We start from the raw sequence: 21,208 nt of genomic DNA, 5'->3' as shown, positions 1-21,208 counted from the left end.
AGTCTTTAAGATTGATTCACTAACTGAGATTTTTAGATCTCGCCAACAACACTACTCACCTGTCCAGGCGATCAATTTACGTAGCGATGCTTTTAGCTGGCGTGCCTCTTCAGCAGTAAAAACACCAAGGGCATCCGCCTCATTGGTTTTGGCAGCTTTCAACATGGGTTTTAGGCGCTCTTCTCCGGCCTTAGTGAGATGAATATAGGTTTCGTCTTCTTTGTACTCCCGGCTAAGCAAGCCCATGGTTTCTAAATGGCGTAAACGATCATTCACCTCATCCTCAGATAAAATCGCGTTATGAACTAGCTCCGATAGAGTACAGCCTGACAAGCCGCCTAGAGAGGCCAAAACGCGAAATTCATTTTCATCTAATCCTTGGCCACGCAGTACCACTTCAAGCTTATCCATAATTTGGCTAAAGCTCTTACCTACCAAGTAGTGAAGATAATCATCAACAAAGGCTTTGTTTTCTACAGATTCGGCAGAAGGATCTTGATTGCAGGGGTGAAAGCTGGAAACCACATAGCGCCCTGAATGAAACATCAAACCTTTACGGCCAGTAGTATCAAAATCAACAACCTCTCCCACAATGATCAGATGGTCGCCACCTTCATAAATATGCTGGGTTCGACACTGAAAGCGAGCGGCACAACCTTTTAAAAGCGGCGCGCCTCCGACTCCGTTTTCAAAATCAATGCCCGCAAACTTATCTTCTTGCTGACGCGCAAAGTGGTTTGATAAAGACACCTGATCTGCCGCCAATACATTGACCGCGAAATACTCTGCATTTTCGTATACCGGTAAGCTACGGGCCTTTTTATCAATACTCCAAAGTATCAATGGCGGATCTAACGATACTGAATTGAAACTACTGGCCGTGGTGCCCACATAGCTGCTTTTGGAGCTATCTGAATTATCTTTTGCGGTAACCACCGTTACACCAGTGGCGAAACTTCCCAAGGCCTGACGAAAGGCCATTGGATCAATACCCTGATTGGCTTGTGCAGTACTAGGCATAATATTTATCTCTTTTATGTGCACTTTTTTGCTGGCTGCAATTCGGTATAAGTAATGACTTATTTTAATTGCTTGCCGCTACTCGGTTAGACATCGCTCTGTACGTCGATGGAACAATGCTATTTTGAGCAGGCACTTGTTAGATATGCGGAAAAAGACATCGTTATGCACAGAGGGCAGATAGTTCATCTACATCACCTTTACGTAAGAAGAGGCAACGCTAATCAAAACTTCTCGATGACAATCCATTCGCTTCTGCTTTTATAAATACCTCCTCTTATTCAAACCTTTCCCCATCGCCTAGCACTTTTTGCATACAGACTGCAAAAAGCGAATAGTTAATTACATGTAACCTATTCAAACTCAAGCTCAAGAAAATAAACAATAATGATATTGCCCGAGGATATGAATATGAGCCCACGGCCACAAAAGCTTGCCCACTGCGTTCACCAAGCCGGTAAAAGTAATAGAGCCGCACTACCCTTCAGCCTACTGTGCAGTAGCGCTTTACTCGCCACTGCCCTACCCGCTAGCGCCCAAGAAGGCTCTGGCTGGCAAATCGAAGAAGTTACCGTTACCGCCCGAAAACGTGAAGAAAGCCTGCAGGATACGCCGATCGCCGTAACGGCATTTAGTGGTGAAGGCATGGAAAAGCGTGGCATGACCAAGCTTAACGGCATAGCGGCCTATAGCCCCAACATGAGCTTTCAGAGCAACCCAAGCTTTGGCGGCGCCTCTAACGCTGCATCGATTTATATCCGCGGTGTTGGTCAAAAAGAATTCTTACCAACCACAGAGCCAGGTGTAGGCCTTTATGTTGACGGTGTGTATATCGCCCGTAGCGTAGGCGCTATCTTGGATCTTGTGGATATCGCCCAAGTAGAAGTACTGCGCGGCCCACAAGGAACGCTGTTTGGCCGCAACACCATCGGTGGTGCCATCAGCATCACTAGCCAAAAGCCCAGCGAAGAGTTCTCCGGGAAAATAAGCGCCACAGTCGGCACTGATAGCAAACGCGTTATCAAGGGCAGTGTAGATATCCCGCTATCTGACAATTTACTAAGCCGAATTTCCTTCGCGGACATGCAGCAAGATGGCTATGTTCATCGCACAGACGGCATCGACCTAGGTGATGACAACACTCAAACCGGCCGCCTAAACCTGCTATGGACACCAAGCGATAGCAGCGAAGTGAATTTCTCTCTAGAATTTTCAAAAGATCGTGAAAACGGCCCTGCTATGAGCCTGCTAGGCATCAACCTTGGAAACCCTATCGATCCAGAAACCCCACCAATGGCGGTCATTCATAACGTTGGCGCTAATGCAGCAGCGGGCGCGACCAATGGAGCACCTTGTGCTACCCCTGGCATGCCGATTAATTTGGCTGTACCTGGCTGTTACGATCTTCGTTATAAAGTCGGTGATGATCAGAACCTTGGTACCGCACCAGCATTTTCCAACAGCGATTTTATGGCTAGCAACTTAAACGTTAGCTTAGATCTAAACGATAATATCAGTTTTAAATCCATTACTGCATGGCGTGATCTTGACGCTGAATTTGCCCGCGATGGCGATCACTCGCCCCACCGCGTTTCTCAGTTTCATGACACCTTAGAGCAGAAGCAATTTACTCAAGAATTCCAGCTTTTGGGCAATCACTTTGATGACTCCTTAAACTGGATTTTTGGTTTGTACTACTTCAAAGAAGACGGTAATAATGTAAATACCCTAGATTTTGTCATGTCCAACTTTACCAGTGGCGGTCGCTTTGAAAATACGTCCAAAGCGGCATTCGGCCAGGCCACGTGGAATATCAATGATTGGTTTAGCCTAACCATGGGGCTTCGTTACACAGAAGAAGATAAGTCTTTCTCACCTGACCAGGTAATTTTAAACAACTACTTTGCAGGCTCCGGTCACCCACTATTAGATGCGCCGTTTATGCAAGTCGGCACCCGAGTACTGCCATTCGCTACCGATAGCCAAGCTATCTCTGAGCTGACCCCAATGGTCAATGCCAGCTTTCACGTCAATGATGAGTTGATGGTTTATAGTAGCTATTCAGAAGGCTTTAAGTCAGGTGGCTTTACCCAGCGTGTATTCCCCCCACAGATTGCCGGATTTACTGCGCCGACTGGCGCAACCGATCAGGAATTAATTCCAGACTTCGCTCCAGAATTCGTAGAAGTCTATGAACTGGGCGCCAAGTACACCGGCTTGGATGGTCGCCTTCGAATCAATGGTGCCGTTTTCCATACCGTTTACGATGACCTGCAAGTACAAGTATTTACCAGCGTAGCACCGGTAACCAAAAACGCCGCTTCGGCGAAAATTACCGGCTGGGAGCTGGAAACCCAATGGCTGCCTGCTGAAAACTGGCTTATTGAAGCTAGCTACGGCTGGCTAAATGCTCGCTATGATGACATTTCATTCGAAGAAACATTTATTCGTGCGGACAATGAGTTTGAACGTGTACCAGAAAGAACCGCCAGCATCGCCATCAACCATGACTGGGATTTAGGAGAAGCAGGTACTTTAACGGGTAGATTAGATTGGTCTTACCGTTCAAAGGAATATATGGATTCCTTTAACACGGAGCTGATTGCACAACCCAGCTATGACCTCATTAATGCCAACTTGAACTGGACCAGCGCCGATGAGCAATGGGAAGTATTACTCGCACTGAAAAACCTAAGTGATGAGAAATACCTAATGACCGGCATTATTGGAGATGCCTTCCAAACCTATGAAGGTATATACAATCGTGGGCGCGAGTTTAGTTTGACGGCGCAGTATCATTTTTAAAATACTCCGCTAGTCCCAAAAAAGCCCGGATAATTCCGGGCTTTTTTATAACGAAGTTAGGTTCCTTCAACTGACGAATTGATAAGGGCCGCTACCAACCAGCCTATAAGCAATACAATAATACATATTCCCTGAAGACTCACACTTCCCTCTCCAATGACAATATCACTTTACTGAATTAATAGGTTTAAGAGTAACCAGCTAGTTTTTATGGCTCTCTAGACGAAAACTACCAACCAAGCCCCCACCGGAATAGTTTACTAACTTTACATCTCCCGACGAATCGGTTTTGAAAACCAAATATAGATTTGAATCCGAGCTATCTGGATTTAAAGAAATCATGACTTCATCTCTCCTCCATCCTTGAAGCGGATGATCGCCCTCGGAACTCCATTTACCGCAAAACTTATCCTCGCTCAAAAACCCTTTTGGAAGATAGATCTTGTGGATTTCACTCGTCCATTTATCTCTCTGGATATCGAGAAAGAGTGTGTATTCTTCAAGCTCCGTATTTCAAGGTTTATACTGAAATTGACTTTTCTTAGCCAGCCTGATTTTATCCAACAAGGAATTTAAGCTTGGTACTGATGCGTCTACATGCTCTGTAAATAACGCAAAGCAGAAAATACAAAAACATATGCGGATCGGCTTTAGCTTCAAATGTCTCACCATACTCAGAAAACCACCTCACGAACAAGCAACTGTCATAGCTCTTGCATCAACTGAACATAGTTTCCACAAGTATCATCAAGTACCGCGATCTTTACCGTACCCGACTCTCTAGGCGTTACCGAGAATTCCACTCCGAGATCCACAAGCCTCCTATACTCGCTATCGATATCATCTACTTCGAATGATGTACAAGGTATACCGGCATCTTTTAACGCCTTGTAGTAAACCTTAGCTGGTTCAAAAGCCATTGGCTCTAACAAAAGCTCTACCCCTGACTGTTCAGCCGGCGAGACCACCGTTAGCCACTTATGTTCACCTAGTGGAATTTCCTTCTTTTTGATAAAGCCCAATACCCTAGTATAAAAGTCTAAGGCTTTGTCCTGATCTTCTACCGGAATGCTAGTTACGTAAATTTTAATCATAATGATAACTCCCCAAGCGACATTCAAACCCCGAGAATAGCTCAACTGCGGACTATATACTTATTCTAGATTGCTATGTTGATACTTCGATACTCTCTTGGAGTGTAGCCAGTACATTTTTTAAAAGCAGTAGAGAAACTTGGCAGGCTTTCATAACCGACTTCGAGACAGACGTCTGTAACTAAAAACCCTTTTTGCAACAGGAACTTAGCCTTCGCTATTCTCAAGTCACGTAAATAAGTCATAGGGCTTATTCCGTACATCGCCTTAAAAACTCGGATAAAATGAAAACGAGACATGGCGGCTCTATCTGCCAAAGCATCAATCACAAGCTTTGAGCCGTAGTGCTTCTCCATAAACACCTTTGATTGCCTCAGCTGCGCAAACTGCTCTTGGCGAAATGGAAGCTCATGATAGATTCGTTCTAACTCAGCTTCATAGAATGATGGCGATCTATCTGACATATACTTGGCTGCTTGCGACCTTTGAAGCCAACTTATCATATAAACCAGGGGATGTACTATTATTCAAAAAAACTGACTATGCCGACCGACGCTGCCAATTAAATAGAGGGCTATAAAAAAACCCAGCTATTAACTGGGCTTAATAAGATTAGCAGAGCGTAGTAGACTACAGACGTAAGTCACTCTTCTCTTGGGGCAATACATATTTCAGGTCATATACCAAACCATCTTTGGTACACAAATCACGTATCTTATCACCGCCCATTTCGATAAATTGCTCATGAGCGACGGCCAAAATAACGGCATTGTAATGCCCTTCTTTCAGCTGATCGATTGGGCGTAAGCCATACTCAGCATCCACCTCATCGTGATCCACCCAAGGGTCATAAACATCAACATTTAAGTGGAAGTCTTCCAAGCCCTTTACCACATCATAGACCCGAGAGTTACGCACATCAGGGCAGTTTTCCTTAAAGGTAAAGCCCATTACCAAAACATTACCCTTAGCAACAGGAACGCCCTTGCGCAACATCTCTTTGACTAATGTGTCTGCCACATAGCCACCCATACCATCGTTAATGCGACGACTAGCGATAATGATATCTGGAATATAACCAGCAGCCTGCGCCTTATGGGATAGATAGTATGGATCAATACCAATACAGTGCCCACCCACTAAACCTGGGCGAAAGGGTAAGAAATTCCATTTACTTCCAGCGGCTAGCAGCACTTCTTCTGTATCGATATCTAAGGCATTGAAAATTAAAGCCAGCTCATTTATTAATGCAATATTGACATCACGTTGGGTGTTTTCAATAACCTTGGCCGCTTCTGCAACCTTAATGGAGCTGGCCTTATAAGTACCTGCAATAATGATTTTGCCATACATAGCATCAATTAAATCGGCTACTTCTGCTGTTGAACCTGAGGTAATTTTACGTATATTTGGCAGACGATTAACTTTATCACCTGGATTAATTCGCTCTGGGCTGTAGGCCGCGAAAAAGTCTTTATTAAAGACTAAGCCGGAATCACGCTCCAGTACAGGCACACAAACTTCTTCGGTTGCACCTGGGTAAACCGTCGATTCATAAACAACCACATCCCCTTTTGAGAGCACCTTTGCTACAGTTTCACTAGCTCTACGCAGCGGATTGAGATCAGGATTTTTATGATCATCAATTGGGGTAGGTACCGTCACGATGTAAACATTGCACTCGGCCATGGCGTTAATATCAGTGCTGAAACTAATATCCCCGGCAGCGGCCATTTCTTCGTCAGAGACTTCTAAGGTCGAGTCATGCCCATTACTTAACTGCCCAACGCGTTGGGCATTGATATCAAAGCCAATAGTTTTAAAATGCTTAGAAAGCTCAACGGCTAAAGGCAAGCCAACGTAACCAAGGCCGATAACGGCGATTTTTAACTGCTCTAATTGCACCATTTCTATCCTCAAAGATTCTCTAATGCCTGCCACACTTGGCTCGGGCTAACCTTGGCCATACATTGTTCAGCCGGATGCTGGGTGAAACATTCCATCGGCGCTTGCAAAGTAGCCACCCGCTTACCAATAGGGTGTACTCTGGAAGCATCGGTTGGCCCACATATTACCACCATCGCAATATCGGCTGCCGCGGCCAAGTGTGCCGTTCCCGTATCGTTTGACACCATGTATTGTGCTCGCTCAGCAATTACGGGAATTTCTAGCAACTGAGTTTTACCACATAGATTTACTGCTTTTTCACCAATGCTATCCGCCAATTGGCTACACAGATCAATCTCATCGGGCCCACCTAAAATCGCACAGCTTTCTATGCCCTTTTCAAAAAACAATTCGGCCATGGCAGCATAGTTTTTAACACCCCAACGCTTTTTAGCCCCACTCAAACTGCTACCTGGTACCAGAATCGCAAAGCGTTTAGATTGTAAGTCGTACTCGTGCAATAGCGTTTCGGCCGATCGTTGGTAATCCTCAGAAATTTTCAATACTGGTTGCTCGGTTTGACAATCAACACCCAAACCTTTTGCTGCAGCTCTCATAATCATTAAAGCATGCGCCTTTTCACCATATGCTGGCGCCTCAAGGTTGTAGGCAAACCCCGACTTTGTACCCATTCGATTTTTTGGCGCAATACCCAATAGGCGAGCCAAATTCAGTAATATCATACTGCGATCGTTGCGCTGCAAATCAATAATAAGATCGAAGTTTTCACGACGTAACATAGACAGCCAAGCCCGTGTAGAGCTCAAGCGCGGAGCCTTACGTACTTTCATATTATGAATTTTGGCAAATCGGGTATCGCCTTGGAATAATTTATCCCACGGTGGCTCTACGTTCAGATGAATCTCAACATCACTAAAATGCTTACAGATATCGTTGATTACAGCTGAACAGATGGCCACGTCACCCATACTTCCCCAGCGCATAATCAGTATCTTTTTAACGCCAGGAATGTTCTTACCATTTGCAAACACGTCTTTGCCCATAAATCTCTACACTACCTTCACCTTTAGATGATTAATATTTACCACTCTGGTCACTTCCGGGGTAAGCCCTAGCAATTAACCTCAAAAGCATTATTGCTACCACAATTGCAGCGATCATCCATGCCTGCCACAGGCTGTAGCTGAAGGAATAGGCACATAAACCGATCAGAAATACGGAAAAATAAGAAAGACTTAGAGTTTTCCTATTTGCAAGGCTCACTAGTAGCGAGAGTATAAAAAAAGCAGCCAGGATCACACCTATCGCACCCAGCTCCAACCAAATCTGCAATGCGAAGTTGTGTGGGTGAGATATTACACTCTCCTGCATAAATTTCTTTTGAGAACTAAAATCACTAATCTCGCGAGCAGCATCTAAGCCATGCCCTAGGATTGGCTTCTTCATAGAATAACGCGCCACAAAATCGTAGATTTCTAAACGTTGCGCAGCATGTGCACCATCTTTACCAAAAAGGTGGTTTTGATCTATACCCTTGGCAACATATTGGTAGGCCAATGGTGCGACAAAAGGAGCTGCTAGCATACCCACCACAATACAAATTCCACAAAAATACAAAAAAAGCGAAGCCAGTAAGCGTAGTAGTACAGCACTAACGGCAACTACAATAACAGCTACTTTTGCGGTTTCAGAATCGCTTTGCAGGACAAGGAAAGCTAAACTCAAAAGGAATATCGCCTGAAATATTTGCCGCTTTTTACCCTCAAACAAGGCCCTAATAACTAACAAACTTGGAACTGCTAGCAACAACAGTACACTCAAGGAGCGATTTATCACATAAGCACCTACTGCCTCATCATCCTTTAGATTCAAAGCATACAGGGAGTAGCCTGTGAGTGATTCAAATATATTAAAAAGAATCCCTAGAAAAACAACTAGCGGTAACCATCGTAAAAGTGCACGTGATACTGATATATCAAATCGAGTGACCAGAAGAAGGCTGATTACGCATAAAACAAATATTAACCATAAACCCACAGTTCTCTTTAAAGCAGCTTCGGGAAATGAAGTAAAAGCGCTACTTAACCCCATATATAATAGGAATAGGATGGTAGCAATTCCCATCAAACGAAAGCGTCCCTTGAGTAAAAGAGAAACATTTTTAGACTCACCGTTTTTAACAAAAATCCATAAACCGACAAGGCCAAATACGAATGGGATAACGCCAATTACCTTTGGGGTATATGCGCTAAACAGCAATACTAGCAACCAAAGGCCTGATAAAACACCACTTAACCAGGTATCTCCCTCAACTATAAATATCTTTGCTTTCAGATCTTTCGACAAGCTCACATGTACTCTTCTTTCATTCTAAATTCTACCATTCATATTTATTTAGGTATCCTCGCTATCTAACTGACGCTATATTCAATTCCTAGAAACGACCCCAGGTAGTTAGTGCCATTGCCAGCAACTCTACTTTTGAAGTTCATAATGAGATACCAGTAATATTTGTTTTTTGCAGGCTCAATCATTCAACTTACTAGATTGCACTGCACAGAGAACATTCACTGTAGCCCGGGTCATATATTCAACACTCAAAACATCTCCCGCCCAAGTAAACAGCTTATTGAGATCACCCTGATATTCGGCGCCTTCGGCGATAAAGTGTTTAACTTTATCGCCAAGCTGGACAGCGTCAGCTAAGGGAACCTGCAAGCTCAATGGTAGAGCTTCTTTGGCGGCAGCAACTTGAGTTGAAATAACCGGTACCTTAGCACAAAGAGCTTCTACCATTGCATAGGGGAAACCCTCCCGATCGGAGCTGATTACCATAAAATCTGCTCCTGGTAACAAATTAGCGGCATCTTTTACAAAACCGCAAAAGTGCACGCTACCTTGCTCAATCAAGCCCTTAGCTTGCTGTTCTAACTCGTTGCGTAATGGACCATCGCCAATGATCAATAAATCGGCATCAACGCCCACCCAAGCCTTTAACAAAACATCAATTCTTTTTACTTCCACCAAGCGCACCAAAGCCACAGCAATCGGGCGCTTACCCTCTATTCCTGCTAGATCTTTTAATTCTTGTCGGCAACTTTCAGCACCTAGGGACAAACTTTGATCTACACCGTTATAGATACAGTGCTTATTATTGTGATCAACGACTGAACAAGCACCCTTGCTGACACCGATAACCGCATCCATGGAGCGAAACATCGCGGATTTGGATTTCTGATTATGAATAGTGCCTACACAAGGCACAGACAAAAATCTTTTTACTCGACTCAGTAGGCTAGCGGCTTTGTTCGCTTGTGCGTGGACGACATCGGGATTAATGGCTTTTATCAGCTTCAGCAGCTGCCATAATAACAATGGATTGTTTCGGCTACGCTGCATATTTAAACAATGCACAGTTACGCCCGCATTAAAACGTTCGGCAAAGTACGGATCGACAATAACATGAACTTCATTGCCCATGGCAGCCATACTATTGCATAAATCCAGCATATGTTTTTCTAGCCCGCCTTCACCCGTGCTAGCTAATATTTCACAAATTTTCATATTCGACTCTAAGACCTGCCAGCCAACTCTTTATAAACAGCAAGGGTTTGCTCTAGCATTTCTTCTTTTAGGTATAAAGTATTTTTAATTGGTAAAGTGCCGCTTTCCAATACTTGAGTAACGGTTTTAATCAAAACCTCCTCATCAAAGCAAGGCACTCTGCCCTGGGGAAACAAATTCGCTAGTTGCTCTCCAACGCCACCATGATCAAAAGCGACCACCGGCACCCCCATACTCAGGGCCTCCGTGCTTGTTCGCCCGAATGACTCTGGTTTGCTCGATAAGGACAGCACAATCGCTGCCTGGCTGTAGACTTCGCGCATATCAGAGCGAGCCCCGCAGAAAGTTATTTTATCCGCTAATCCCAGATCTAGAACTTTCTGCCTTAGCTCTTCAGCATAGGCCAGGCGCTTTGGATCTTCACCCCCAACGATAATCGCGTGTAGGTCTTCGAACTGGCTCTTTAAGGAGCTCATAAGATTCAACAAAAACTGATGGCCTTTCAAACGAGTAAGCCGGCCGGGAAGACAAATCAGTCGCTTACCCTTTAACTCCGGAAATTCATTGTGCCACTGTTCTTGCCATTGTGCCGATGCTTGATAGCCCCATGGGTATTCTTCAGGGCTTACCCCGCGATTGATAACCTGTACCTTGCCCATATCAGTTTGAGGATAATTTTTCGCAATGTACTGCTTAACGGTTTCGGATACAGCGATAAGTCTCTCGCTACGGCACATGATCTCACTGTAGGCAGACACTGAATGTAAGCCATGCATAGTGCTTACCAAATGTGGGCGGCAGCCTTCAGGCAAGCCACGCCAAGCTAAATACACCAGCCATGCAGGCATACGCGAGCGAACATGCAGTATATGGGCGTCTTGAGCGGCAATCCATTTACGCAAGCGCCAAATATGGCGAAAGGTTAAAGGGGATTTTTTGCCTAAATCCCAAAACACATGAGTTGAGCCATCAGCCGTTAAACGCTCAACCATTGGGCCACCTGCAGACACCACTATGGACTCGTGCCCGTCTTCCACTAAAGCTTTTGCAAGCTCTAAAGTGCCAACCTCGACACCTCCGCCACGCAAGCTAGGTAAAAACTGAATCACTTTTAAAGGCATCAACTAAATCACCCGATCTACAATGTTTAAAGCCAATAGTTTTCGGGCTATTTTATCCGCCTGATTGAAAGCTTCTTTGTTGGCCTTCAGCTCACCTTTACCACGCTCACTCCAAGCAAGGTAGTTATCGACTCGCTCTTGTTCTGAAAGTTCTTGTACACCTTTGGCAACTCGACTTATTGGTTTTTTGGTCGGCATATCAAACAAAGCAACCCGGGCCTCAGCCGTTAAGGCTTCATAAACCATAGAGACACTATCTGGGCTAACCCAGCAAAGCGACGCCAAGGGGAACTGTTCAGCAAGCCAACCGCTGGCAACATCATCGGGATGAATAAGCTTAAACGCAGCTGCAGCACGGTCTTCATCTTCTGTGTCATTCAACAGCAAATTTTGTAGCGCTACCTTAAAACTATCTGGCGTGCGTCTAGAGGTCAAAATCATCCACGGCTCAGCTTGATTGGGGCCTGCATCGCTCAAAACGTCCTTAAGCTGCCGCAGTAAGTCGTCTTCCAACCACTCAAAATGCTTAGAAGGACCGCCCAGTAATATCATGTTATGGCGTTTCTTTTGCCCCTGGTAATACACCGGGTTTAAAGCGCCCTGGCTTAGCAAGGTGTTTCCAGTTTCCGCTAAGCCATCATGCTCGGGCACCACACAGAAATCGAAGAGTTTTCTCGGGAGGCTCGGTTTCATCAGCACCACCGATTTAGCACCATAGTATTTTGACGCTGCAAGAATGGTTACATGGCTAGCATGCCCAGCACCAATCACAATATCAGCTTTTTCAGGCCAGCCAGCTGGCCTTCTTCCAAGTACTAAGCCAAGGTTTTGACAGAACGATAGTGGTGGCTGAATTGAGCAGTTGCAAACAACACGCTTCGCCAAAGATCTTTCAAGCGCTGCCTGTAAACCTAAACTTTGATTTAGGTGCCCAGGCTTACCGTCACTGATAATCAGCAGCTTCAGCTCTGGCAATGGTGAATTGGCAGCCCCCGAATAGCTCACTTAGGTCTCCAGATAGAGTTGCCAAGGCGCTCTGCGGGCCTTTAGGGCAGGTGAAATCAAAAGCGCAAGACTACCAAATCTGCGCAGTTGAGGCCATGAATAATAGCAATAGGGATAGGTCTTGGGGGCTTGTTGTGAAAGGCTTGGAGGGCGCGTGTTGGAAATACTGCAGCTAACGAAGTTTTAACTAAAAGAGCCAAGCCCTTGCGGGCTGGCTCACTATGGGAATTCTTACAGCTTATGAATGACGAAAATCATCAGTGCGGTCAGTCGCGTGACGCTTCGGCTTAGCTTTGCGCTGCAACTCTAGCTGCTGCTCGCGAGCTTTACCTTGTACTGAATAGGCTTGAGCCTGACCACTAAGGTATTGTTTCTCCCAACCTTGATCCACTTCCACACCATAGCGGGCCGCTTCGTGGCGGGTGAAGTATGGGTTCCAAAGATGTGGTCGTCCAATCGCTACCAGATCCGCTCGGCGAGTATGCAATACCGTATTAACTTGGCCGCCATCAGTGATATTGCCGACCGCCATTGTCGCCAAGCCGGTTATATTGCGAATAGCCTCTGAGAACTGCACCTGGAACATGCGGCCATAGGTTGGTTTTTGCTCGGCAACCGTTTGCCCAGCCGAAACATCAATGAGGTCGCAGCCAGCTGCATTAAAGGCTTTGGCAATTTCGACCGTATCTTCTTCGCTAATACCGCCTTCTACCCAGTCACAGGCAGAAATTCGAATCGCCATCGGCTTATTGTCTGGCCACACATCGCGAATCGCCTTAAAGACTTCTAATGGGAAGCGCATGCGATTTTCGACACTGCCACCATATTCGTCGCTGCGCTGGTTCGTTAACGGGGATAGGAAGCTTGCCAACAAATAACCGTGGGCACAGTGAAGCTCCAACATATCAAAGCCAGCGCGATCTGCACGGGCTGCAGCCTGTACAAAATCGGTGATAATTTGATCCATCGCCGCACGATCAAGCTCAGCAGGCACCTGGGAAATACCATCAAAGTAAGGTAACGGTGAGGCGGAAACCAGCGGCCAATTTGAGTCGCTATCGGCGATTGGCATATCCATCTTTTCCCAACCCAACTGGGTAGAACCTTTGCGGCCAGCATGGCCAAGCTGCATACAAATTTTAGTTTCGGTATTGTCGTGCACAAAATCGACAATACGCTTCCACTGAGCTTCATGCTCGTCGGTCCACATGCCCGGGCAGCCCTCGGTAATACGCGCACCAGCAGACGGGCAAGTCATTTCGGTGTACATCAAACCCATACCACCAGTCGCTCGGCTGCTGTAGTGAATATGATGCCACTCGGTAAGATTGCCATCTTTATCCGCCGAGTATTGCGCCATCGGTGACATTACCACGCGGTTGCGTAACTCCATGTCGCGCAATTTATAAGGCGTAAACATTGGAGTCGGGCGAGATTCACGCACATCAACGCCAGTTTCTTCAAAGTAGCGCTGATACCACTCGGTATCGGCTTTTTCCACGAAGCCTTCATCGCGCAAAATCAAGTTGTCATAGGTTACCGACTTGGCACGACACATAACCACCATCGCAAACTGCATTGGATCCATATCCCATGAGCGATCCATATGCTCAAACCAAGCCAAGGATACATCAGCATTGTGCTGTACAATTTGTGCCGGGGTACGACGTAATTCGTCATAACGCTTAAAGCAGGCCTCAACGCCCTCTTCATGCTTCTCCATTACCGCATCGTGTAGACCAATGGCACACTCCATCGCCAACTTAGTACCCGAACCGATTGAGTAGTGGGCTGAAGCCTTCGCATCACCTAAGATGGTGATATTTTTGTGGTACCAATTATTACAGAAGATACGCGGGAATTGACGCCACCAGCTACGGTTTAGGATTAAGCCATGACCTTCCAGTTCTTCTTCGAAAATCTTTTCTAATTTGGCACGGCTGTCCTCTTCATTTTGCTCTTCGAACTCAAAGCCCTGGTAGCACTCATCCGACATCTCAAAGATCCAAGTCGACATGCCCGGCTCATATTGATAGGTGTGGGCACAAATCAAGCCATGCTCAGTTTCTTTAAAGAAGTAGGTAAAATCTTTTAGCGGACGCTTAGAGCCCATCCAAACAAAGCGGTTAGATTTAATCTCGGTGCTAGGATTGAAACCTTCTTTGAAGTATTCACGGGTAGCTGAAGCAATGCCGTCAGAGGCCAAGATCAGATCGGAATCAGCAAAGCGAGTTTCATACTCAGATGGGTCAATACGTGCCTCAAAGTGCATCTTGATGCCCAATTCTTGGCAACGTCCCTGCAATAGGTTCAACAAACTAACGCGGGAAGTACCGCAGAAACCATTACCGGAGCAGCGAATCTTCTCGCCCTTATAGCTGATAACGATATCGTCCCAGTAGGCAAAATCATCGCGAATACGCTCATAGGATTCAGGGTCGCGGGATAGGAACTCATCTAAGGTATCGTCAGAGAAGACCACACCAAAACCAAAGGTGTCATCACACTTATTCTGTTCGTATATCTCAATATCCCAATCTGGCTGCGCTTTTTTGGTAAGCAGCGCAAAGTACATTCCGCCAGGTCCACCGCCGATCACTGTAATTTTCATGGCCATAACCCCTTCTTGTTAAGAGCACTTGTTAAGAGCATTTGTTTACTTTGAGTCCGCCTTAACTCGCCTTGAAAGCCAGCAAACGCACCCAGATTTTGAACTTTATGATGGCAATATATATTACATGTAATATATAAACAAGTCATATTTTGCCCTGGTGAATAATTACCCTTAAAATACCTCCCCAGACGCCTAAAAAAACAACAGCAAAGGCGAGGAAGGAAGTTAAGCCGCATGAGCAGTGATAAATACCTAAGAGTTTGGCTACAACTAGCGAAAAGCTCTAAATCCATTGAGCAAGAGATGGAGACCCGCTTTCACCAGCGCTTTAAGCAGAGCATGTCTCGCTTTGATGTACTCGCTCAGTTATACCGCTATTCCCCTGAAGGCCTGCCTATGGGCAAAGTTGCTGAGCAGCTATTAGCGAGCCGAGGTAATATCACTCGCCTAGTCGATAGAATGGTCAACGAGCACCTTATTGAGCGCAGCGCCAGCCCATTGGATCGACGCGTAATACAAATTCGCATTACCGATAAGGGTTTGCAGCTGTTTGAGGAAATGGCCCAAGCGCATGCAGACTGGAGCCAAGAACTACTTGGCGACCTCACTGCGCTAGAGATCGATCAGCTCTTACATTTATTGAAACGCGCGAACAGTGCCTTTAAGGTAGCCACCGAACCCGAATAACCATTAACCCCATCGGCAGGAAGCCCCGTGCGCTTTTGGACCCACCCTGAAAACAGCTCCCTTGTTCACCATACCCGCCACCTGCGCTGGTATCTGTTTGGGGCATTGCTGGCGATCGCCCTGTTTTTGAATTTGAGCCCAAGCCCCGGTGAAGGCTTCACCATCATCTGGGATAAAGCCCTTCACTTTATCTGTTGGGCAGCTGTCACCGGCGCACTGGGTTTAGCCCGCTACCCTACTGTTATTAAAAACGTCGACGCCGTCGCTATGCTGTTGATTTCCAGCGCGGCAGAAACAGGCCAGTTGTGGGTGCAGGGTCGTAGCTTTGACCCTGCGGACCTTCTCGCCAACAGCTTAGGCATTGCTTCGGCGCTCATCATTTGGCGAACCATAAACCATTTACGTAAGCACTATAGCCCCAACTAATTTCTCGTTTCACGTTTAGCAAAGCTGGAAGTTTTGACTATGCTCAAAATAGCAGTGGCGGCATAGTGAACTTACAAGAAGGGGTCATGGGTGTTCGAAGATGATAGTAAATGGCAGCAAGGTGAAATGCTGTCCGAGGGCGAAGTGGCCACACTTTTACAACAGCGCGCAGGCACCGGCCAAGCCATGCGCAACTTCAAATTAAAATCCTGTAATCTCGAAAATATCAATCTCGTTAATCGTAATTCAAAGCATGGTCACCGACTGATCGATAGTGATTTATATCGTGCCAATATGCGCGGTGCACACTGTTTTATGCTTGATCTTAGCGGCAGTTCTTTAATGAAAGCTGACTTTACTGGCGCAAATTTACATTGTGCAAATCTCAGTAATTGCAATCTATTAGGCACCAAATTCCACGATGCAAAGCTAGAAAATGTTAACTGGGGCAATAAAGTTATCCAGGAGGAACAAGCCGGCAACAGCGACAATCCAGAAGAGAAATTAGACCTCTATGAGCAAGCTGAAGAAATCTATCGCCACTTGCGTAAAGTTTTCGAAAACCAGGGGCTATTTGAAAACGCCGGTTACTTTTTTGAGCGTGAAATGGTGGTGCGACGTAAGCAAATGCCAAAATACTCCACCAAACGCCTAATATCAAAAATAGTGGATTTATTTTGTGGCTACGGCGAGCAACCGATAAGAGTAGTGGTTTTCAGCAGTATTATTATCCTAGGCTTTGCCACGCTTTACTTTTTTTCTGGGGTAAACTTTTCTGGCGAGGAAGTGGCTTTTAACGCTTCACATAGCGCTAAAGAAAACACCATGGCCTACTTAGAAAGCATTTACTTCAGCATTGTAACGTTTACCACACTCGGTTACGGGGATATAACCCCCACAGGTTTATCCAGGCTATTTGCCGCCATAGAAGCCTTAATGGGTAGTTTCACACTGGCTTTGTTTGTGGTGGTTTTTGTTAAAAAGATGACCCGCTAGTTGTGAATTTCTATTTAGAAACTCCAAACTCGATAGCTAAAGCCAAGCAACACAGCAGCTTTTAGAAATTAACGAAGAGAGATTTTAGCGATTTAGGAAAGAAGCTTTTACACCACAAAATAAAAATACACCAGTGCAAAGCCGTCAAGAAATAAAATGGGCAAAAGCAAAGAGCTTCCACCCATGTATGCGAAGCAAGCTTAACGCGGTTGCATACGAATACCACCATCCAAGCGGATAGTTTCGGCATTCAGATAAGCAGTCTGCGCGATACTCACCACCAAATCACCAAACTCGGATGGCAAACCCAATCGCTTAGGAAATTGAACATTAGCGATTAAGGCATCTTTTACATTGTCAGGTAAAGACTCCAACAACGGCGTGCCCATAATGCCAGGAGCAATAGTATTGACGCGAACACCAACGCCAGCCAAATCACGAGCCATCGGCAAAGTCATACCCACAATTCCGCCTTTACTCGCAGAGTATGCGGCTTGCCCCATTTGACCATCAAATGCCGCAACCGATGCGGTATTGATGATTACACCACGCTCAAGAGCTTCACCCATTGGCTCATTCTTGGCCATTTGCTCAGCAGCCAAGCGAGCAACATTGAAAGAACCAATAAGATTTACGCTGATTACCTTATTAAAATCACCTAGATTTAAGGCCTGGCCTTCACGATTCAGCACTTTCCCTGCAGTCGCAATACCTGCACAGTTAACGAGAATATGAATCGCACCAAAGGCATTCATAGCATCGCTGATACCCGCCGCTACCGAAGCTTCATCAGCTACGTTTACCACGCTAAAACAAGCCCGGTCACTGCCTAAATCGGCAACGGCCTGCTGACCGGCTTCTTCGTTCATATCGAAGATGGCCACTTTAACGCCAGCTGCAACCAACTGATCACAAGTAGCGCGACCCAAACCAGAGGCGCCGCCCGTTACAATTGCGACTTTATTATTGAGTTCCATAAGATCTCCAAAGGATTGTTTTCTTAGTAGCCCAGCTAAGCGCTAGGCGATCACAAATTGGTGAGCAGTTATACCACAAAGATGACCATCCCCCCCTGTCCGATTCTTACAATTGGCTTGATCAGCCTGCTTGGCGCCCTAATCAACCATGCAACAAAAGAATCGGCTAATTTTCGTACATGTTACGCTCGTCTAATTTGTCAGTAAATTTATTGGCATTTAGTGACAGATCCAAATATCTGACTAGACTTAGGACATTAAACTAAAAGTTAGAGAGATATTAGGATGTCGGATACCTTCGCCCTGGATGAATTTGATCGCAAGATTCTGCGTGCTCTGCAGGAAAATGCTGATTATTCTATGGCCGAGCTAGGAGAGACGGTTGGCCTTTCCCATACCCCCTGCTGGAGGCGTATCAAACGCTTGGAGAAAGAAGGGATTATTCAAGGCCGAGTCACCTTGTTAAATCCGGATTCGCTATCGCTTGGCGTCTCAGTCCACGCCTACATCACCATGAGCAAACATGATGAAGCCTCGCTAACGGCCTTTGAGGATGCCGTGCAAGAGTTTCCAGAAATAGTGGAGTGCTATTCCACCAGTGGCGAGAAAGACTATTTGCTAAAGGTCGTTGTAGGCAGCGTTGATCATTATGAAACCGTGCTCAAAACCCGCTTAGTGCATTTACCAAATGTAGCCTCAGTGAATTCTACCTTTGCATTGAAGCAGGTAAAGTTTACGACCCAGCTGCCAATCTAAGCTGCGCCATCAAGCACTTAGGGAAGAGCAATTAAAACCTTCCCTAAGCTTTCATCATTTCTACTTCAGACGCACAACGGCGTACTTTCCCAAGCGGCAGCTCAACCACGCGACTTTTTTACAGGCAAAAAAAACCCGCCTGCTAAGACGGGTTAAGTATTCAATATAGGAGGAGAGCAATTAACTTGCTGTCTTCTTAGTCTGTCATACCTCTGCTTAGTTCCGCACCCTGACAAGATCTCGGGAAATTAACCGTAAATATCTACCCAACGGTCAATTAAGACGGGTAAGGTCATTTTTGCCCATTTTAACTTACCTACTAGTAGGTTAATTTATGCAACACTAAATAGTGGAAAACCCCTATGCCCTACCCCATCAACCCAACCAAGCAGGTTCGTAAAAAGAACCGTAAGCAGGAGATTATTCAAATCAGCCTTGAGTTGCTGCAAACCCATGGCTATGAAAACTTCAGTTATCAAGATATCTCCAGCGCCTTGGGCATTACAAAAGCGAGTATTCACTACCACTTTCCCAAGAAGGAAGATCTAGGGCAAGCGCTTTGCGAAGCCATTAAACAATGGCATGAGGATCTTTTTCGGCACTTGCGAGCCAGTGACATGAGTGCCCATGAAAAATTACATGCATTTGTACAAGCCCTACTGAGCTATGCCAAAGGCTCCAATAAAGTGTGTCCTTTAAGCTCGCTACAAGCAGATGTTGCCAAACTACCAACGGTCTTATTACCAACATTGCAGGATTTAGACAGACACGAGCTCGACTTTATCAGCCAAATATTGGAAGAGGGTCGCCAAGATGGTGAGCTTAATTTTCCAGGCGATGCCAATGCCCAGGCGAGCATTTTTGTTTTAAGCCTAAAAGGCGCGCTGCAGTATTCCAGAATTCATGGTGGCGAGTGGATCGCCCCTGTCTTACAACAACTTGATCAATTGCTGCTAGCAGGCGATCACTAACCATCGTTCAAAGAGAGCATTATGAGCAACTCAGAAACCTTATTTCGCCCCGCCAAGCTGGGTAACTTAGAATTGCCAAACCGTATCGTTATGGCACCGATGACCCGTACCGCATCACCCGGTAATGTGCCTAATGATATGGTCGTTGATTATTATCGTCGCCGCGCTGCTGGCGGTACTGGCCTGATCATTACCGAAGGTACCTGTATCGATCATAAAGCGGCCAACGGCTACGAAAATGTTCCTTACTTTTATGGTGAGGAAGCCTTAGCTGGATGGAAAAAAGTTGTCGACGCTGTTCACGCTGAAGGTGGCAAGATCGCACCGCAACTTTGGCACGTAGGTGCGATTCGCCGCCCAGGAACAGAGCCCGATAAAGACGTACCAGGCTATAGCCCAAGTGGCATGGCCAAAGCGGGTAAAGTTACCGGTCATGCGATGAGTAAAGAAGATATCGCCGATGTTGTCGCTGCCTTTGCTCAAGGCGCCAAAGATGCAAAAGCAATTGGAATGGATGCTATTGAGCTACATGGTGCCCACGGTTACCTTATCGATCAGTTTTTCTGGGAAGGCAGCAACCAACGCGACGATGAATACGGTGGCAGCTTAGAAAACCGCTCACGTTTTGCCATCGAAATCATTAAAGCCTGTCGCGAAGCCGTAGGCCCAGATTTCCCTATTATCTTCCGCTGGTCCCAGTGGAAGCAGCAAGACTACCCTGCCCGCTTGGTGAACACTCCAGCAGAGCTTGAGCAGTTCATTAAGCCTTTATCTGAAGCCGGTGTTGATATCTTCCACTGCTCAACTCGCCGTTTCTGGGAACCGGAGTTTGAAGGTAGCGATCTTAATCTTGCAGGCTGGGTGAAGAAAATAACCGCAAAGCCCACCATCACTGTTGGTAGCGTAAGCTTGAACCAAGATTTCCTACCGGTTGATGGCACGCCAATGTTCCGCGAGGCCGAGCCTGCAAGTCTAGACAACTTGATTCAACGCATGGAGGCAGACGAGTTTGATTTAGTTGCCGTGGGTCGCGCACTTATTGCCAACCCAGACTGGCCTAAGATTGTTCGTGAAGGCCGAATGGATGACATGGCCGCTTATGAAAAAGACATGCTGTTTAAGTTAGTCTAATCCAGTAGTATGCTAGAGCCAATGCGATGGCTCTAGCACAATCTTCTGATGTACAAAAAAATCTCTCAAACGCCATTAGGCCAAACTCCCATTCCTAAGCTATAACTATTCTATATAGCAGTTTTTCCCTGCA

General features: G+C 45.9%; 18 protein-coding genes. 7 read left to right on the top strand and 11 right to left on the bottom strand.

Annotation, left to right across the window (positions count from 1 at the left end; genetic code table 11):
• Window positions 1-51 precede the first annotated feature (51 nt).
• Entirely contained in the window at window positions 52-1,020 is a 969-nt protein-coding gene (locus tag Q1A41_RS00930) for a flavin reductase (RefSeq protein ID WP_299973405.1), read from the bottom strand.
• A gap of 411 nt (window positions 1,021-1,431) precedes the next feature.
• On the opposite strand from Q1A41_RS00930, the gene Q1A41_RS00925 reads away from it, so the two are divergent.
• Window positions 1,432-3,825, top strand: coding sequence for a TonB-dependent receptor (locus tag Q1A41_RS00925; RefSeq protein WP_299973402.1), 2,394 nt, complete (start codon window positions 1,432-1,434; stop codon window positions 3,823-3,825).
• 704 nt (window positions 3,826-4,529) lie between these two features.
• Here the strand turns inward: Q1A41_RS00925 and Q1A41_RS00920 are convergent.
• From Q1A41_RS00920 to Q1A41_RS00880, 9 genes are all read right to left on the bottom strand, one after another.
• Window positions 4,530-4,919 (bottom strand): VOC family protein, encoded by a 390-nt coding sequence (locus tag Q1A41_RS00920; RefSeq protein WP_299973399.1) that lies wholly within the window; start codon window positions 4,917-4,919, stop codon window positions 4,530-4,532.
• Between the two features lie 65 nt (window positions 4,920-4,984).
• Window positions 4,985-5,383, bottom strand: coding sequence for an AraC family transcriptional regulator (locus Q1A41_RS00915; RefSeq protein WP_299973396.1), 399 nt, complete (start codon window positions 5,381-5,383; stop codon window positions 4,985-4,987).
• Window positions 5,384-5,549: 166 nt separating this feature from the next.
• Window positions 5,550-6,827, bottom strand: coding sequence for a Vi polysaccharide biosynthesis UDP-N-acetylglucosamine C-6 dehydrogenase TviB (gene tviB, locus Q1A41_RS00910; protein ID WP_299973393.1), 1,278 nt, complete (start codon window positions 6,825-6,827; stop codon window positions 5,550-5,552).
• Between the two features lie 8 nt (window positions 6,828-6,835).
• A complete protein-coding gene (locus Q1A41_RS00905; protein ID WP_299973390.1) occupies window positions 6,836-7,870 on the bottom strand; it encodes a glycosyltransferase family 9 protein in 1,035 nt (344 codons plus the stop codon).
• A 31-nt stretch (window positions 7,871-7,901) separates the two neighbouring features.
• A complete protein-coding gene (locus Q1A41_RS00900; RefSeq protein ID WP_299973388.1) occupies window positions 7,902-9,179 on the bottom strand; it encodes an O-antigen ligase family protein in 1,278 nt (425 codons plus the stop codon).
• Window positions 9,180-9,353: 174 nt separating this feature from the next.
• Window positions 9,354-10,391, bottom strand: coding sequence for a glycosyltransferase (locus Q1A41_RS00895; RefSeq protein ID WP_299973385.1), 1,038 nt, complete (start codon window positions 10,389-10,391; stop codon window positions 9,354-9,356).
• 8 nt (window positions 10,392-10,399) lie between these two features.
• Entirely contained in the window at window positions 10,400-11,512 is a 1,113-nt protein-coding gene (locus Q1A41_RS00890; protein ID WP_299973382.1) for a glycosyltransferase family 4 protein, read from the bottom strand.
• A 3-nt stretch (window positions 11,513-11,515) separates the two neighbouring features.
• Window positions 11,516-12,517: an ELM1/GtrOC1 family putative glycosyltransferase gene (locus Q1A41_RS00885; RefSeq protein WP_299973380.1), complete on the bottom strand. Its 1,002-nt coding sequence runs from the start codon at window positions 12,515-12,517 to the stop codon at window positions 11,516-11,518.
• 238 nt (window positions 12,518-12,755) lie between these two features.
• A complete protein-coding gene (locus tag Q1A41_RS00880; protein ID WP_299973378.1) occupies window positions 12,756-15,128 on the bottom strand; it encodes a bifunctional salicylyl-CoA 5-hydroxylase/oxidoreductase in 2,373 nt (790 codons plus the stop codon).
• Window positions 15,129-15,365: 237 nt separating this feature from the next.
• On the opposite strand from Q1A41_RS00880, the gene Q1A41_RS00875 reads away from it, so the two are divergent.
• The 3 genes from Q1A41_RS00875 to Q1A41_RS00865 all read left to right on the top strand — a co-directional run bounded on the left by Q1A41_RS00875 (window position 15,366) and on the right by Q1A41_RS00865 (window position 17,240).
• Window positions 15,366-15,818, top strand: coding sequence for a MarR family transcriptional regulator (locus Q1A41_RS00875; protein ID WP_299973375.1), 453 nt, complete (start codon window positions 15,366-15,368; stop codon window positions 15,816-15,818).
• 27 nt (window positions 15,819-15,845) lie between these two features.
• Window positions 15,846-16,244, top strand: a complete 399-nt coding sequence (locus Q1A41_RS00870) for a VanZ family protein (RefSeq protein ID WP_299973372.1) — start codon at window positions 15,846-15,848, stop codon at window positions 16,242-16,244.
• 90 nt (window positions 16,245-16,334) lie between these two features.
• Window positions 16,335-17,240, top strand: coding sequence for an ion channel (locus tag Q1A41_RS00865; RefSeq protein ID WP_299973370.1), 906 nt, complete (start codon window positions 16,335-16,337; stop codon window positions 17,238-17,240).
• A gap of 200 nt (window positions 17,241-17,440) precedes the next feature.
• Here Q1A41_RS00865 and Q1A41_RS00860 read toward each other — a convergent pair whose 3' ends face one another.
• Entirely contained in the window at window positions 17,441-18,217 is a 777-nt protein-coding gene (locus Q1A41_RS00860) for an SDR family NAD(P)-dependent oxidoreductase (protein WP_299973367.1), read from the bottom strand.
• A 285-nt stretch (window positions 18,218-18,502) separates the two neighbouring features.
• Between Q1A41_RS00860 and Q1A41_RS00855 the strand changes: the two genes are divergently transcribed.
• The 3 genes from Q1A41_RS00855 to Q1A41_RS00845 all read left to right on the top strand — a co-directional run bounded on the left by Q1A41_RS00855 (window position 18,503) and on the right by Q1A41_RS00845 (window position 21,075).
• Complete coding sequence (locus tag Q1A41_RS00855; protein ID WP_299973366.1) at window positions 18,503-18,973, top strand: Lrp/AsnC family transcriptional regulator; 471 nt, start codon at window positions 18,503-18,505, stop codon at window positions 18,971-18,973.
• Window positions 18,974-19,335: 362 nt separating this feature from the next.
• Complete coding sequence (locus Q1A41_RS00850; RefSeq protein ID WP_299973364.1) at window positions 19,336-19,944, top strand: TetR/AcrR family transcriptional regulator; 609 nt, start codon at window positions 19,336-19,338, stop codon at window positions 19,942-19,944.
• Between the two features lie 21 nt (window positions 19,945-19,965).
• The gene (locus Q1A41_RS00845) at window positions 19,966-21,075 is read left to right on the top strand and encodes an NADH:flavin oxidoreductase (protein ID WP_299973362.1); all 1,110 of its coding nucleotides are present in this window, start codon (window positions 19,966-19,968) and stop codon (window positions 21,073-21,075) included.
• The last annotated feature ends 133 nt before the right edge of the window (window positions 21,076-21,208 follow it).

It is taken from the genome of uncultured Pseudoteredinibacter sp. (assembly GCF_947502065.1).
Lineage (GTDB): Bacteria > Pseudomonadota > Gammaproteobacteria > Pseudomonadales > Cellvibrionaceae > Pseudoteredinibacter.
Note: the sequence above shows the minus strand (reverse complement) of the source record. Positions and strands in the feature narration are given on the sequence as shown.